The 15,356-nt window shown below is 63.0% G+C and carries 13 protein-coding genes; 9 read left to right on the top strand and 4 right to left on the bottom strand.

Annotated features, from left to right (window positions below; translation table 11 throughout):
- Positions 1-62 precede the first annotated feature (62 nt).
- Positions 63-1,346 carry an FAD-dependent oxidoreductase gene (locus tag X773_RS41010; protein ID WP_023674046.1) on the bottom strand — a complete coding sequence of 428 codons (1,284 nt, stop codon included), beginning with the start codon at positions 1,344-1,346 and terminating at the stop codon, positions 63-65.
- 225 nt (positions 1,347-1,571) lie between these two features.
- Between X773_RS41010 and X773_RS41000 the strand changes: the two genes are divergently transcribed.
- The 6 genes from X773_RS41000 to X773_RS40975 all read left to right on the top strand — a co-directional run bounded on the left by X773_RS41000 (position 1,572) and on the right by X773_RS40975 (position 7,759).
- Positions 1,572-2,729: a fumarylacetoacetate hydrolase family protein gene (locus X773_RS41000; RefSeq protein ID WP_023674044.1), complete on the top strand. Its 1,158-nt coding sequence runs from the start codon at positions 1,572-1,574 to the stop codon at positions 2,727-2,729.
- A 77-nt stretch (positions 2,730-2,806) separates the two neighbouring features.
- On the top strand, positions 2,807-3,601 hold the full coding sequence (locus X773_RS40995) for an SDR family oxidoreductase (RefSeq protein ID WP_023674043.1): 795 nt from the start codon (positions 2,807-2,809) through the stop codon (positions 3,599-3,601).
- A 251-nt stretch (positions 3,602-3,852) separates the two neighbouring features.
- Positions 3,853-4,785, top strand: a complete 933-nt coding sequence (locus tag X773_RS40990; protein WP_023674042.1) for a substrate-binding domain-containing protein — start codon at positions 3,853-3,855, stop codon at positions 4,783-4,785.
- Positions 4,786-4,892: 107 nt separating this feature from the next.
- Positions 4,893-5,879, top strand: a complete 987-nt coding sequence (locus X773_RS40985) for an ABC transporter permease (RefSeq protein WP_023674041.1) — start codon at positions 4,893-4,895, stop codon at positions 5,877-5,879.
- 3 nt (positions 5,880-5,882) lie between these two features.
- Complete coding sequence (locus X773_RS40980) at positions 5,883-6,677, top strand: ATP-binding cassette domain-containing protein (protein WP_023674040.1); 795 nt, start codon at positions 5,883-5,885, stop codon at positions 6,675-6,677.
- 59 nt (positions 6,678-6,736) lie between these two features.
- Positions 6,737-7,759, top strand: a complete 1,023-nt coding sequence (locus X773_RS40975) for a LacI family DNA-binding transcriptional regulator (protein WP_023674039.1) — start codon at positions 6,737-6,739, stop codon at positions 7,757-7,759.
- Between the two features lie 548 nt (positions 7,760-8,307).
- On the opposite strand, the gene X773_RS40970 is transcribed toward X773_RS40975, so the two are convergent.
- Positions 8,308-8,889, bottom strand: a complete 582-nt coding sequence (locus X773_RS40970; RefSeq protein ID WP_031211029.1) for a TetR/AcrR family transcriptional regulator — start codon at positions 8,887-8,889, stop codon at positions 8,308-8,310.
- Between the two features lie 253 nt (positions 8,890-9,142).
- Between X773_RS40970 and X773_RS0136955 the strand changes: the two genes are divergently transcribed.
- Genes X773_RS0136955 through X773_RS40960 form a run of 3 tightly spaced genes read left to right on the top strand, consistent with a single transcriptional unit; the run spans position 9,143 to position 13,735 of the window.
- Positions 9,143-9,415 carry a hypothetical protein gene (locus X773_RS0136955; protein WP_031211028.1) on the top strand — a complete coding sequence of 91 codons (273 nt, stop codon included), beginning with the start codon at positions 9,143-9,145 and terminating at the stop codon, positions 9,413-9,415.
- Entirely contained in the window at positions 9,409-12,588 is a 3,180-nt protein-coding gene (locus X773_RS40965; RefSeq protein ID WP_023674036.1) for a multidrug efflux RND transporter permease subunit, read from the top strand. The genes X773_RS0136955 and X773_RS40965 overlap by 7 nt, the downstream gene beginning before the upstream one ends.
- 16 nt (positions 12,589-12,604) lie before the next feature.
- On the top strand, positions 12,605-13,735 hold the full coding sequence (locus tag X773_RS40960) for an efflux RND transporter periplasmic adaptor subunit (protein WP_023674035.1): 1,131 nt from the start codon (positions 12,605-12,607) through the stop codon (positions 13,733-13,735).
- Between the two features lie 320 nt (positions 13,736-14,055).
- Here X773_RS40960 and X773_RS40955 read toward each other — a convergent pair whose 3' ends face one another.
- Together X773_RS40955 and X773_RS40950 are read right to left on the bottom strand one after the other, a co-directional pair.
- Positions 14,056-14,529, bottom strand: a complete 474-nt coding sequence (locus X773_RS40955) for a cupin domain-containing protein (RefSeq protein ID WP_023674034.1) — start codon at positions 14,527-14,529, stop codon at positions 14,056-14,058.
- Positions 14,516-15,136 (bottom strand): TetR/AcrR family transcriptional regulator, encoded by a 621-nt coding sequence (locus tag X773_RS40950; protein ID WP_023674033.1) that lies wholly within the window; start codon positions 15,134-15,136, stop codon positions 14,516-14,518. The genes X773_RS40955 and X773_RS40950 overlap by 14 nt, the downstream gene beginning before the upstream one ends.
- Positions 15,137-15,356 lie beyond the last annotated feature (220 nt).

Here is a 15,356-nt window from a genome sequence, read left to right as displayed (position 1 = left end):
ATCGATTAAGCTTTTTTCATATTTGTGAAACTGTCAAGCTGTTTCATGCTTGGGCATGAACGTCAGCGTTCGAAGGCGTCCAGCATCCGGTACCAGCCGATGGTCGCGGCAACGCCGATCTGCCGAAAGGCGTGAAACGGGATCGGCCGGATCGGCGATATCGGGAACGGCAATTGCCTAATATCGCCGCTCGACAGGTAGGAGGCGATGCGCTCGCCAAGCGCGGTCATCAGGCCGATGCCGCGGCCCTGGCAACCGACGACCGCCAGCAGACCCTTCTCTGGCTCGTGGATATGCGGGAGATGGTCCGGCGTCATTGCCACCCGGCCGAACCACCGCTTTTCAATGGCAATGTCTGACAGCGCCGGGTAGAGCCGCAGCAGCGCGCGTTCCAGATGCGCCCAGTCGGCCGGGCCGTTCGGCAAGGCCATGCGGCCGCGTCCGCCGAACACCAGCCGGCCATCGGCACTCTTGCGGTAATAGACGAGGATGCGGCGCGAATCCGACACTGCCTGCCCTTCCGGCAGGATCGCCGCCGCGAGATTGGACGATAGCGGTGCTGTCGCGATCTGGAAGGAATGCAGCGGGACGATCGTCTCGGCGAGGCCGGGAAGCAGGCCGCCGGTATAGGCGTTGGTCGCCAGGACGATCGCCTTGGTCTTGAGTTCGGCGCCGCTTTCCGTAGAAACGTGCCAAATGCCGGCATTCTTGCTGATCTGCATCACGTTCTGGCGCTCGGCGATCTTTACGCCCGCCGCTGCAGCGACGCGCGCCAGTTCCGACGTGTAGGCGAGCGGATCGATGACACCGGCGCGGCGATCGAGCCAGCCGCCGAGATAGCCTTGCGCGCCGGTCATCGTCGCGATCTCCGTCCGGCTCAGCAGCCGGACATCGGCGCCGCGGGCGCGCCACTGCCGATCCCGGTTCGCCGCCGCTTTCAGCGCGGTCTCGGTATGCGCGGCCTGGATCCAGCCATTGCGGACGAACGGCACCGCCAGTCTTTCGTCGCGAATCAATTCGAAGACGGTGTCAGCGGTCGAGGCGGCAAAGTTGACGAGCGCTTCGCCGCGTTCGAGACCAAAATGCTCCAGCAGCCAGTCCGGATCGTATTTCAGGCCGGGAATGACCTGACCGCCGTTCAGGCCGGATGCGCCATTGCCAATTTCGCCGGCCTCCAGCACCTGGACGGCAAGGCCGAGCCGGGCAGCGTGCAAGGCCGTTGACAGACCCAGAATGCCGCCGCCGACGATAACGACATCGACGCATTGGCCGGCGGGAAAAAGCGACTGGAACGCGGTGGCTGTCCGCGGCCTCTGCCAGATTGGATCGGAAAACCGTAAGAGCAAGCGTCACCTGGAGATTTCAGTAGGTGAAAACCCTAGCGACGGTTTCATTATTTTGAAAGAGCGTTTTCCGTCGCCATTGGCGCACGTCAGGCTCGATCAAGGTCCAGCGATGCGAAGACCGCTTGAAAGAATTGACAAAGCTCGCCCTGCAAGCGGGATAGACCTTTGGCGGGAATTTGTTGAAAGTGCCGCGGCCGAAGGACAAGACAACAGGAAATGTAAGCCATGACGAACGCCACACATTTGCCCGCCGAAGGCCTCTTCGTGGGCCGCGCCCGGGCGAGCGATGCTTCCCATCCGCTGGTGGTCACGGTGCGTGACGGCACGGTCTTCGACATCACGTCAAATGTGGCGCCGACCGTGCGCGACGTTTGCGAATTGCCGGATCCGGCGGGGCACGTCCGCTCGGCCAAGGGGCGGCCGATCGGCCCGCTCGATGCCATTGCCGCCAACAGTTTCGAGACAGCGCGCGATCCGGGGAAACCGTACCTGCTATCCCCCGTCGACCTGCAGGCGATCAAAGCGTCTGGCGTCACCTTTGTCGTCAGCCTGCTCGAACGGGTGATCGAGGAGCAGGCGCGCGGTTCGGCGGAAAAGGCCGACGCCATTCGCGCCGACATCGCCGGGCTGATCGGCCACGATCTGTCGAAGCTCAAGCCCGGCTCGCCGGAAGCGATGGAGATCAAGGCCAAGCTGATTGCGCGCGGCGCCTGGTCGCAATATCTGGAAGTCGGCATCGGCCCCGATGCCGAGATCTTCACCAAGTGCCAGCCGATGGCCTCGGTCGGCTTCGGCGCCGATGTCGGCCTGCATCCGGTTTCGACATGGAACAATCCGGAGCCGGAGATCGCCATGATTGCCGCCAGCAGCGGCAGGATTGTCGGGGCGACGATCGGCAACGACGTCAATCTGCGCGACGTCGAGGGGCGCTCGGCGCTGCTGCTCGGCAAAGCCAAGGACAACAACGCCTCGGCAGCACTTGGCCCCTTTATCCGGCTGTTCGACGAGACATTTTCCATCGGCGACGTGAAGCAGGCGATCGTACGGTTGAAAGTCGAAGGCGAGGATGGGTTCTCGCTGGAGGGCGCCAGTTCGATGGCCGAGATCAGCCGCTCGCCGGAAGAGTTGCTCGCCGCCGCCATGGGGCCACATCACCAATACCCGGATGGGCTGGCGCTCTATCTCGGCACGATGTTCGTGCCGTCGAAGGATCGCGGCGAAACAGGCAAGGGCTTTACCCACAAGGTCGGCGACATCGTCACCATATCGTCGGAGAAATTCGGCGCCTTGGTCAACCGCGTGCGGCTGTCGCCCGACTGCCCACACTGGACCTACGGCGCCAGCCATCTGATGCGCGACCTCGCCAGGGCCGACCTCATCTAGTCCCCCACCCTACATCCGATAGATTCTAGAATTCTCTGATTGGAAATTACCTGCTCGTCGGCATTCGGGAGAGTCCATTGATCGTCGCTCTTGAGGGCAAGACCCTTGTCGTTACCGGCGGAACGCAAGGACTTGGCGAGACCATCGTCCGGCTGGCCTCAGCCGACGGCGGCGAAGGGATCGCCATTGTCGGCCGCAATGCCGAGCGTGGCAGACGCATCGCCGAAGAGTTTTCACGACCAAGCCGGCCCGTCGTCTTCATCCAGGCCGACCTTGGAGATCCGGCCGCGCCTGCAGCTGTCATGGCGGAAGCGATCAAAAGACTCGGCCGCATCGATTGTCTGGTGAACGCCGCGGCCCTCACCGACCGGGCCTCTCTGGAAACTGGCACAATCGACGACTGGGACAGGTTGTTTTCCGTCAATGCGCGCGCGCCGTTCTTCCTCATGCAGGGGGCCGTAGCCGACATGAAGACACGGCGGGCGGCGGGCGCCATCGTCAACATACTGTCGGTGAATGCGCATTGCGGTGCGCCGGACCTTGCTATCTATTCCGCAACCAAGGGCGCGCTTTCGACGCTGACCAGAAACATTGCCAACGCGCATCTTTCCGATCGCATCCGCGTCAACGGCATCAACATGGGCTGGGTAGCGACGCCGGCCGAACAAGAGATGCAGGCGAGCACGCTGGGCAAGGGCGAAAACTGGGCAAAGATCGCCGCCGCCGGCCTGCCGCTTGGTCGATTGCTGACCATGGACGAAGTCGCCCAGCTAACGCTGTTCCTGCTCAGCGACGCCTCCGGGCTGATGACCGGGACGCTTATCGACCTAGAGCAATCCGTGCTCGGCGCGCCGCCGCGCAGCATTGCATGACGGTCGCAAGGCCGATCGTCGGCCGCCTGGAAAATATCAGCCAAACTGATGCAATCTGATGGGATTGCTGATGGCGCGGTGCCTTGCGCCAACGTCCATTGGCAATCGAGGCTTGCCATCGATCGAAAAAGGGAATGCTCTAATGCGCCCAGGTCGACGCTGGCAAAATGCGACCACCGTTTTGGCCGCGCACGGCTTTTCGCGGTGATCGTCGTCGGAGGAGGAGTTCGGTTCAAATGGGAGGAAATCAAATGCTGACGAGGCTAAGACTGCTTGTACTTGGCTTGATGGTGGCGCTGGCCATTCCGGCCGCGGCACAGGCCAAGACGTTCTACTGGATTTCGCATGGCGGCCCGGCCGATCCGGTCTGGACATACTTCCTTGCCGGCGCCAAGCAATGGGCGGCGGACACCGGCAACACCGTCAACACGTCGTTCCACAATGGCGACGTGGCGTCGCAGCAGGAGGCTGTCCGCGCCGCAATCGCCGCCAAGGCCGACGGCATCACCACGACCAGCCCTGATCCGGGCAGCCTTGTCGAGATCGCCAAGGAAGCGCGGGCGGCGAACATCCCGATCATCAACTTCAACACGCCCGACCCGAAGGCGGACTTCAACGCCTATGTCGGCGGCGACAACGTCACCTTCGGCAAACATTGGGCGCAGTATCTGGTCGACAAGGGCCTTGTGAAGAAGGGCGACTTCGTCTGGATGCCGGTCGAGATTCCCGGCGCCACCTATGGCGTCCAGGAAGAGGAAGGCATCAAGAGCGTGTTCGAGCCGCTCGGCATCACCTATGAAATCACCGAAGCGACGCTCGACCAGGCCGAAGTGATCAACCGCATGGTCGATTACCTCACCGCCAACAGGGCCAAGGTCAAGGCGGTCATCGGCCTCGGCGACCTTGTCACCGGTTCGGTCAAGCGGGTGTTCGACCAGGTCGGCGTCAAGCCGGGCGAAATCCCGGTCGTCGGCTGGGGCAACTCGCTCGACACCACCCAGGAAGTGCTGAACGGCTACGTCAATGCCGCGCAGTGGCAGGATCCGCAGGCGACCAGCTACGTCGCGCTCTCGCTCGCCAACATGGCGGCGAGCGGTATTCCGCCCGGCTTCGACGTGATCACCGGCGCGCTCTACGAGAAGGACACCGCGGCAGTCTACGACAAGATCCTGTCCGGCAAATAAATCCGCGATCGAGTTGGTCACGGCCGCTTCGGCGGCCGTGACTGTCTCATCATTCCGCCGAAGCCGGTTGCGGTCGCGGCCAAATCCAATCCTATCGCGGGTCCAAGGTGGAAAATCGTTCTCTTATCCAACGATCGATCGCGCGGCCCGAGTTCGGGCCGTTTGTGCTGCTCGTCGTCGAGATCGCCGTGTTCTGGGGCATCAACCACGACTTCCTGTCGCCGCAAAACATCTCGAACACGCTGGCCTTCACGGTCGAGCTCGGGCTGATCGCGCTGGCGATGACGCTGTTGATGACATCAGGCGAATTCGACCTCTCGGTCGGCTCGGTGTTCGGCTTCTCACCGGTCCTGATGTGGACGTTGTTTAACAGCGGCGTCGCCTCGCTCGAAGCCGCCTTCGTCATTGCGCTGGTGGTCGCTGCGTTCATTGGACTGGTCAATGGCTGGTTCGTGACGCAGCTGAAGATCCCGTCTTTCCTGGTGACACTGGGCATGCTGCTGGTGGTGCGCGGCACCGCTTTGTTCGTCACCAACGGGTTTCCGCAGCGGACCTGGAGCGCCGAGGGCAGCTGGCTGGCGGAAGCCTTGGTCGGCGATTTCTTCATCGGGCCGTTCCGTATCTACATGTCGCTGTTCTGGTTCATCGCCGCCGCAATCGCGCTCGGTTACGTGCTGACGCAGAGCCGGACAGGCAACTGGATCCAGGCAGCCGGCGGCAACCCGAGTGCTGCAAGGGCGCGCGGCGTCAATGTCAGCGGCGTCAAGATCGGCCTGTTCATCCTGTCGTCGATCCTGGCCTCGCTTGCCGGCGTCATCTCCTCGTTGCGCACCTCGGCGGCCAACCCCAACAGCGGCACCGGCTACGAGCTCGAAGTCATCGCCATGGTGGTGATCGGCGGCACGGCGCTGACCGGCGGGCGCGGCACAATCATCGGCACGGTGCTCGGTATCCTGATCCTGCGCGTGATGCGCAACGGCATCGTGCTGATCGGTGTGCCGGGCCTTGCCTATAATATTTTCATCGGCGCCATCATCCTCGGCATGATGGCGCTCCATTCATGGCTGGAACGCCGGCATCAGGCAGGGACTTGAACCATGGCCGAACCGCTTGTCCGCATGGAAAATATCCGCAAGTCCTATGGCCGCGTGCAGGCGCTGGTTGATGCCAATTTCCATGTCAACGAAAGGGAGATCGTCGGCCTGCTCGGCGACAACGGCGCCGGCAAGTCGACGCTGATCAAAGTGCTGTCGGGCGCGGTCCCGCTGACCAGCGGCGACATCTTCATCCGCGGCAAGAAGGTGAATTTGCGCAGTACCAGCGACGCCATCGCGCATGGCATCGAGACGATCTACCAGGACTCGGCGCTGGTGACGCAGCTGTCGATCGCCCGCAACCTGTTTCTCGGGCGCGAGCCGATCAAGCCGCCGCGCTTCCTCAATCGGATGGACCAGGAGGCAATGAACGTGGTTGCCCGCGACCTGCTCAAGCAGGTCGGCATCTCGAAGAACATCCCGCCGACGACGCCGATCGGCTCGCTCTCCGGCGGCGAGCGGCAGGCGGTGGCGATTGCACGCGCCATGCATTTCGACAGCGACCTCATCATCCTCGACGAGCCGACCAACAATCTCGGCGTCGCCGAAACGCAAGGCGTGCTGAGCTTCGTGCGCAGTGCCCGCGATTCCGGCCATTCCTGCATCTTCATCGCCCACAACATCCATCATGTCTTCCAGGTGGTCGACCGCATCGTCGTCATGCGCCGCGGTAAGGTGGTCGCCGACGATATCGACCCGAAGAAGACCAGCGTCGCCGAAGTCGAACGCGTCATCACCGGCATGTCGGACAAGGAGATCCATGACGCGCTGGTCGAGGGCACGCAACGGCCCGGCTGAGCAGCCGGGGGTCGGCCTGATCGTCGAGGCACTGGATCGCATCGCCATATGGTTGCGACATGAAAGCCACCGTTTCGGATATTGCGAGAAGCTGCGGCCTGTCGACCGCGACGGTCGACCGCGTGCTCAACAATCGGGCGGGGGCGAGTGCCGCCAACCGGCAGCGCGTAATGGAGGCGGCCAAGCAGCTCGGCTATCTGCCGGTCGTCGACCAGGTCGCGTTGCCGTCGCGGCCGGCGCATCTCGAATTCTTCCTGCCGATCGGCAGCAATGCCTTCATGGCCGATCTGGCCAGACACATCGAGGATTATGCGGCGCGCCTGCCGCTGGTCGCCTCCTGCCGCATCCACAAGCTCGCCGGCATCTCGCCGAGCGCCTTGCAGGCGGCCGTCGAAAACCTCTCGCTCAAGGCGAACGGCGTCGGCGTCATCGCCATCGATCATCCGAGAACGCGCAACATCTTGCGCGAGATCGTCGAGGCCGGCATCCGCCTGGTCACGCTGGTGTCCGACGTTCCGGGCGCACCCCGCTCGGCCTACGTCGGCATCGACAACCGTGTGGCCGGACGAACGGCGGCGCTGCTGATGGGACGGTTCCTCGGCGGCCGCCAGGGCCATCTGGCGATGGTCGTCGGCTCACGCTCCTACCGCGGCCATGAGGAACGCGAGATGGGCTTTCGCTCCGTGCTCGGCGAGGAGTTCCCCAATCTGACCGTCACCAGCGCCGTCGAGATCAACGATGAGCCGGAGGTCAGTTATACCGCGACCATGAAGGCGCTGCACAACGAGCCGGAGCTGCTCGGCATCTATTGTATCGGCGCCGGGCGCTCGGGCGTGGCAAAAGCATTGCTCGAAGTCAGGCCGCAGACGAAGCCGGTGTTCATCTGCCATGATCTGACGCGCGAGACGCGCGGCTATCTCGTCGACGATCTGCTCGACGTCGTCATCGACCAGAATGCGCGGCTGATCGCCGAACAGTCGGTCATTCGCCTGCTCGGCTCGATCGCCTCGTCGGCGCCCTATCTGACGCGGAAATTCATCGAGCCGCGCCTGATCTTCAAGGAAAATGTCCCGGTGCAGTGATGTCGCGCGAGGCGATGGTCGCTCGGGCCTCGATCGTTAAAATTCGGTTGATACCGCAAATCTGCACATCACCTATGCAACTTTTGTGGTTGCCGAATCATTGGGCAATCGATAGTTTCGCAGGTGTCGGCCATCTACTCCTCCCAGATGCGATGCCGACGCTGAGTGCGGTACACCTCCTCCCGTGCCGTATTCGAAATCGAGCCCGCTGCCACCTCCTCCCGGCAGCGGGCTTTTTTTGTTCCGGCTCCGGGATAGCGGCCAATGCTTGCGGTCGGGACAGCACCGGACACGTTTGCTGATCCGCGGATCGATGAGCTTCGCTGCGACCGCCGCGGCTTGTCGGGCAGAATCCTGTCACACTTGTCACTCTCACCGGTTCGCCGGCGGCCCTATCCTGCCTCACGACCAGCAATCAATGCCGCGCCGGCCATGGTGCGGAGGATCGGCACAGGAGACGCGAGATGGCACATCGCGATGGGACGAGACATCACCCGGCGGCGCGGCCCGCAATCGAAACGCCACGTATCGTTTCGCCGCTTGCGAGACTATCTGGCCCTGAAAGACGTGATCAGGCCTTCCGCCATGCGGACGAACTGCGCGCTCGGGCCCTCGGCGCCGACGCTTTGCAGGCTGACGCGGGCGCCCTCGAGCAGAAGCGACAGCGTATCGGCGAGAAGCTCGGCCTGTCCGATACCCGCATCGCGACACAGCGAGACCAGACGCTCGCGCTGCGCTTCCTTGAGTTCCTTGATCACTTGCCTTGCCGGATGATCGGCCTCGCTCAGCTCGATGGCGGCGTTGGCCATGTCGCAACCGCGACGATCCGACATCAGGCAATCGGCCGCCATCCGGACCCAGGCATGCAGCTGCGCCAGCTTGTCGCCCGGATTCTCGGCCTCGAACTTTTCCCACATCGCGTTGGCGCTGCAAGCGGTCGCCCGCAGACATTCGATGATCAGGTCGTCCTTGGACTCGAAATGCCGGTAGAGCGTCATCTTGTTGGTGCCGGCCGCCTCAGTGATGGCGTCGATGCCGACGCCGCGAATGCCATGCTTGTGAAACATGTCCCGTGCCGTCTCCAGGATCCTGTCCCGGGGGCGAACACGCTCCACAACACCGTCTGTCATCAAAACCTCCGTGATTGCGTTTCCCGAAATTCCCTCGGCGCACCTCTTGACTAGGGTGTTACCGGTCTGTAACGTTAGAGATGTTACTTACCTGTAACACCCGCATTGCATCATGTCAAACTCGCAAGTGCCGGCCATCAACCCCGCCCCGATCGGCAAGGGGACGAACCGCACCTTACGGCCCCGGCCGGCGAGCAAGAAAACACCCGATCCGCGGCTTGCCGCGGATCAGCAAAAACCAGGAGCCGCTTCGATGTCGCAGCGCAATGATCTGACGATCGATGAAGTCGTGAGGGATCCGATGATCCGCATGCTGATGAAGGCCGACCGCGTCGACCCGCGGTCCTTCGAGGCGATGCTGCGTGCGCTGGCGGACGAACAGGCCGAGCGCCGCAATGCGCCGCGCCGCCTTGAAGATTTCGGCTTTCTCGAAGATTCCGGCTCAACACGCAGCCGGCGGCTTTCCAGGGTAGCCAGGGCGTTTGGCCGGGCCAGAGCATCGGGCGAGGCGTGCATATCATGGTAAACTTCTTCATTCATCGTCCGATCTTTGCGTCGGCGATCGCCATCATCATGGTGCTCGCCGGAGGGATCTGTTATTTCCTCCTGCCCGTCTCGCAGTTTCCCGACATCACGCCGCCCCAGGTCGTGGTCAGCGCCCATTACCCGGGCGCCAGCGCGCAGGTCGTCGCCGACACGGTGACGACGCCGCTCGAACAGCAGATCAACGGCGTCCAGGGGATGACCTATATGTCGTCGTCGAGCTCCAATGACGGCTCCTCGACGATCACCATCACCTTCGACGTCGGCTACGATCTGAGCACGGCGGCCGTCGACGTCCAGAACCGCGTTTCGCAGGCGGCTTCCTCGTTGCCGGCCATCGTCAATCAGGGCGGCGTGACGATCAAGAAGCAGAACCCGAACTTCGTCCTGATCGTCGACCTCACCTCGCCGGACGGTTCCGTCAACCCGGTCGCGCTGAGCAACCTCGCCTACTTGCAGGTGGTCGATCCGCTGAAGCGCCTGCCCGGCGTCGGCGACGTGCAGATCTTCGGTGAGCGGCGCTATTCGATGCGCATTTGGCTCGACCCCGACAAGCTCGCCAATCTCGGCATTACTGCCGTCGACGTGCAGAACGCCGTCGCCGAGCAGAACGTCCAGGTGGCGGCCGGCAAGATCGGGCAATCACCGGCTCCGGCCGGCACCGCCTTCGAGATGCAGGTCAACGCCGTCGGCAGGCTGAGCGATCCCAAGGAGTTCGGCGACATCGTCGTGCGGGCCAATACCGCCAACGGCTCGCTGGTCAGGCTGCGCGACGTTGCGCGCATCGAGCTCGGCGCGCTGCAATATTCGTCGTCGGCCTTCTTCGGCAAGGACCCGACGGTGGTGCTCGCGGTCTACCAGATGCCGGGGTCCAACGCGCTCGATCTGCAGCAGCGCGTCAAGGACAAGATGCAGGAGCTGTCGGCCCGTTTCCCGAAGGGCGTCAGCTACGCCATGCATTACGATACGACACGTTTCGTTTCGGCCTCGATGCACGACGTGCTGATCACGCTCGGCGAAGCGCTGGTCCTGGTCGTCGCCGTGGTGTTCATCTTCCTGCAAAGCTGGCGCACCACGATCATCCCGACGATCGCAATTCCGGTGTCGCTGGTGGCGACGCTGGCCGTCATGCATATGCTTGGCTTCTCGCTGAACATGCTCAGCCTGCTCGGCATGGTGCTGGCGATCGGCCTCGTCGTCGACGACGCCATCGTCGTCGTCGAGAATGTCGAACGCCAACTTGAGGCCGGCCTCAAACCGCTGGCTGCCACGCGTACCGCGATGGCGGAGGTTACCGGCCCGATCATCGCCACGACCGCCGTGCTGATGGCTGTGTTCGTGCCGGTTGCCTTCATTCCCGGCGTGTCCGGCCGGCTCTACAACCAGTTCGCCCTGACTGTGGCGATCTCGTTCGGCATCTCGGCCTTCGTCTCGCTGACGCTTACCCCGTCGCTCAGCGCCGCCTTCCTGCGCCACCGGCCGGAAACGCAGTTCGTGCTGTTCCGCTGGTTCAACATGGGCTTCGAACGGCTGGCGCATGCCTATGCGAATGGTGTGCGCATTCTCATCCGCCTGCGCTGGATCATGCTTGGCGTGTTCGCGGCCGGACTTGTCGCGACCTATTTCGTCTGGCAGCGCCTGCCGTCGACCTTCCTTCCGGTCGAGGACCAGGGCTATTTCTTCGTCGTCATCCAGCTCCCCGACGGGGCCTCGCTGGAACGCACCGACGCGGTGGCGCAAAAGGCACGCGACATCCTGCAGAACACGCCCGGCGTCGACATCGTCGGCTCGATCAGCGGCTTGAACTTCCTGACCAGCGCCGCGCAGTCGAACTCGGCGGTCGAATTCGCGATCCTGAAGCCATGGGACGAACGCGGCCCCGACCAGAGCGCCTCTAAGCTCGTCGCCGACGTGCGCAACAAGCTGCTGCAAATTCCGGAGGCTTTTGCGCTGAGCTTCGATCCGCCGTCGATCCCGGGCATCGGCACCACTGGTGGCTTCGAGTTCCAGGTCGAGGACCTGACCGGCCGCGGCAGCGTGGCGCTCAACGATGCGACGCAAGCGGTGATTGCCGAGGCGCGCAAGCAGCCGGAGCTCAACCCGCAGCAATTGTTCTCGTCCTTCTCGACCTCGACGCCGCAGTTCAACTACGATCTCGATCGCGCCAAGGCGAAGCTGCTCGGGCTCAACCTGCCGGACGTCTTCAACACGCTGCAGATCTATCTCGGTTCGCTCTATGTGAACGATTTCAACCTGTTCGGCCGCACCTTCCGGGTGACGATACAGGCCGACAAGGACTCTCGCGCCGGTCCGGCCGACATTTCGCGGCTCTATGTCCGCAATGCGTCGGGTGGCATGGTGCCGCTGAGCACGCTGGGCAAGCTTGTGCCCGTCGTCGGCCCCGAGACCGTGCCGCACTACAACAACAATGCGTCGGCCCTGATCAATGGCGGCGCCGCCCCCGGCTTTTCGTCCGGCCAGGCGGTGGCGGCAATGGAACGTGCCGCTGCCACGGCATTGCCGAGAGATTTCGGCTACGAATGGACCGGCATCACCTATCAGGAGCTCAAGGCAGGATCGATCGCATCCGTCGTCTTTGGTCTCGCGATCGTCTTCGTCTTCCTGATCCTCGCCGCGCAATATGAGAGCTGGGCGATGCCGTTCATGGTGCTGCTGGCGGTGCCGCTCGCACTGTTCGGTGCATTCGTCGTGCTGTGGCTGCGCGGCATGCAGATCGACGTCTATTCGCAGATAGGCTTCGTCATGCTGATCGGACTGGCGGCCAAGAACGCGATTCTGATCGTCGAGTTTGCCCGGCGCCGGCGTGAGGACGGCCTCAGCATCGTCGACGCCGCGATGGAAGCCGCGCGGCTGCGGCTGCGGCCGATCCTGATGACCGCCTTCGCCTTCATCCTCGGCGTGCTGCCGCTGATGTTCGCCACGGGTGCGGGTGCGGCGAGCCGGCAGTCGATCGGCACCACCGTCTTTGGCGGCATGGTCGCGGCGACGATCCTGTCGCTGGTGTTCGTGCCGGTCTTCTATGCGGTGATCGAGCAGCTGCGCGAGCGCCGCAGCGAGAGCGAACCGGTTTCCGAAGCGACCGAACAACCAACTGCCGAACCCGCCTTCGAGCCATTGGCCGAAGCGGCTGAATAGGACTGGAGAATTGATCATGCGTAAATGGAAAATCGCGCTGGGAACGGCCGTCGCCCTTGGGGCGATTTCGGTGGCGAGCGTTCACCTGCTCGACATGGGCAGCCTCAGCCTCAACGCCGGCACAGCCGGGGCGGCGACACCCAAGCCGGAAGCCTTTGTCATGCCGGTGCCGGTGGTGAGCGTCGTCAAGAAGACGATCCCGATCTATCTCGACTACGCCGCCCGGGTGGAGCCGATCCGCAGCATCACGCTGCAGGCGCGCGTGCCGGGTTATCTGCAGGAGCAGGTCGCCACCGACGGCAGCGACGTTGCGAAGGGCGACCTTCTCTACAAGATCGCCCCTGAGGATTTCCAGGCTGCCCTCGAGCAGGCGAAGGCGCTTATCCAGCGCGACACGGCGACGCTCGACTATGCGCGCTCCAATCTCGGGCGCGGCAGCGAACTCGCCAAGAGCGGCTATCTCGCCAAGGACGTGTTCGACCAGCGCACCAGCACCTTGCGTGAGGCTCAGGCCTCGCTCGCCGTGAACCAGGCCGCCTTGCGGACCGCCGAGCTCAATTTGAGCTACACCGAAATCCGTGCCCCGTTCGCGGGACGCATCGGACGCAGCCAAGCATCTGTTGGAACGCTGGTCAGCGTCGCCGGCACGGTGCTCAATTCGCTGGTGCAGCTCGATCCGATCTACGTCACCTTCAATCCGAGCGAAACGGACCTGACACAGATCGAGGAAGCCCGGGCCGCGGGACCGATCAGTGTCGACGTCCTGCTTCCCGGTGAAACGGAACCGCGCCAGAAGGGCGATCTTACCTTCATGGACAACACGATCGATCGATCGACCGGCACGATCACGGCACGGGCGACGGTCGGCAACGGCAAGTTCACGCTGCTGCCCGGCCAATATGTCCGCGTCCGGCTGCACGTCAAAGAGCAGCCCGATGCGCTGATGGTACCGCAGACGGCACTCGGCTCAGGCCAGCTCGGCAAATACCTCTATGTCGTCGGCAAGGACAACACGGTCGACCAGCGTATCGTTTCGCTCGGACCGACCAATGGCGATCAGGTCGCCATCTTGAGCGGTGTGGCCGAAGGCGACCNGATCGGCCCGGGAATGCCGATCTCGCCGCTGCCCGAGAAACCGGCCACCTGATAACCCCCATCAGGTTCCGGTCCCGCGGCGCCCTCGGCTCCCACGCCAAGGGCGCCGTTTTTGCTGATGTTTTCGACACGGCCGATTCAAGCCGTAGTGCGAACGGCGGCTCTGGCGACGATGGCAGCATAGAGGCGCTCTCCAACTGTGAAGGCAGTTTGTGGATCAGCAAACGAGACATCCATCCAGCCGACGGCTTGTCGCGGCCACACGTATCACTCGCGCGAACGCCCGCTTCGACCTGGATGGATGGACTGCTGGATTTAGGCGGCATAAGGCACCGTCTTCCAGGTCAAATCCTGGCGCAACGGTTTCGCCGGTCAGGCCGCCTGCAGGATCCGGATCCCATGGCGTCCGGTAAGCTCGATCACGCGGTTAATCATGCCAGCGGTCGGCGGGCCGGAGGGCGCGTCCTTGGATGCAGCCTCTTCGAAAAATGCGATCATCTGGTCGTCGACGATCGCCATGAAAATAACCGGCACGGGACCAGCATTGCGATAGCCATGGGGCGCGTTGCCCGGAATGGTGACGACATCACCGGGTTCCACCTCATATTCTTGCGCGACCCCATCGATCATTGTCCATATCGTGAGGGTGCCCTCGAGAATGCGGAAAATTTCCGCGGAAGGATGCGTGTGGGGCGGCGTGCCGCTTCCAGGAGGTACCGTCACGTCGATCACGTTGAGTGCCGTCCCAGCGAGCTTTGCCCGGACAGCGACCTGATCGCCCATCACCCAGAAGCCTTGAACCGAATCGGCCGGATGGACCGTCGCTTTGGTCTTATGCCAAGTCACTTGCTTTTTCCTTTCGAACAGCGCCTTGCTGCGATTTTGCCGCATTGAGCAAGGCGCGAATTGCCCAGGCGGCTGCCTCTCCGGCCTCACGGCCGGTAAGACCCCAGTAGTCTTTCATCGTCTGCCAGGCAGTGGCGCTGAACAGGAGCTGGATCACGGCCTCAAGCTGGCGCGCCGCCTTCGGGTCCATTCCGTTTGCGACTTGCGAAAGGCTGCTCTGAAAGGCACGTTGCCGCTCACCATTGGCTTGCAGGCGCATCTCGCGCCCGGTAGCGCTCGCATGCGAGGCTCTGACTACGCCTTCGATTGCGTCCAACGAGGCGAAAAGGTCGGGAGGAAGATCGATCAGATCCTGCTCCCGCTCAGGCCAGAACCGCACTCCCAGAGAGGCATTGGTGCTGGCCCAAAAGGCTTCCAAAAGCGCTTCCTTCGTCGGGAAATGGCGGAAGATGGTCCGTCGGTTTACGCCCGAAATCTCGGCAACCTCATCGAAGCCAAGGAGGCTGTACGGATTTTGCTCCAGAATCGTTCGAATGGACGCGAGGATGCGCTCGCGCGTGGCCTGCGCCTGCTCTGCCCGCAGCGGGCTCTCGTATTTCTGAGTCATCGTTTGTGAATTCATGTCACTGCTAGTGACACAAACCTTCCCAGTCGTCAATGGACATTGCGAAGGCTACGCACCAGGTTGTTTCCCGCTGCGAGAAGCCAGCTGACGCTCAGCGGCCGGGACCTGGTCGGCTTGCATGGTCAGGCTGGCCGAGGCCGGAAGGGCGCCAATGTCTCCAGGATCGCGAATCCAGCTCTTGTTAGATTGTCGACAATCTGCT

This window comes from Mesorhizobium sp. LSJC280B00, from assembly GCF_000502835.1.
Lineage (GTDB): Bacteria > Pseudomonadota > Alphaproteobacteria > Rhizobiales > Rhizobiaceae > Mesorhizobium.
Note: the sequence above shows the minus strand (reverse complement) of the source record. Positions and strands in the feature narration are given on the sequence as shown.

What these genes read in the sequence shown, in the direction of transcription:
- X773_RS40970 (WP_031211029.1), bottom strand. Translation starts at nt 8,889, where the DNA reads ATGACAGACGGTGTTGTGGAGCGTGTTCGCCCCCGGGACAGGATCCTG.
- X773_RS40965 (WP_023674036.1), top strand. Translation starts at nt 9,409, where the DNA reads ATGGTAAACTTCTTCATTCATCGTCCGATCTTTGCGTCGGCGATCGCC.
- X773_RS0136955 (WP_031211028.1), top strand. Translation starts at nt 9,143, where the DNA reads ATGTCGCAGCGCAATGATCTGACGATCGATGAAGTCGTGAGGGATCCG.
- X773_RS40990 (WP_023674042.1), top strand. Translation starts at nt 3,853, where the DNA reads ATGCTGACGAGGCTAAGACTGCTTGTACTTGGCTTGATGGTGGCGCTG.
- X773_RS41000 (WP_023674044.1), top strand. Translation starts at nt 1,572, where the DNA reads ATGACGAACGCCACACATTTGCCCGCCGAAGGCCTCTTCGTGGGCCGC.
- X773_RS40980 (WP_023674040.1), top strand. Translation starts at nt 5,883, where the DNA reads ATGGCCGAACCGCTTGTCCGCATGGAAAATATCCGCAAGTCCTATGGC.
- X773_RS40950 (WP_023674033.1), bottom strand. Translation starts at nt 15,136, where the DNA reads ATGACTCAGAAATACGAGAGCCCGCTGCGGGCAGAGCAGGCGCAGGCC.
- X773_RS40975 (WP_023674039.1), top strand. Translation starts at nt 6,737, where the DNA reads ATGAAAGCCACCGTTTCGGATATTGCGAGAAGCTGCGGCCTGTCGACC.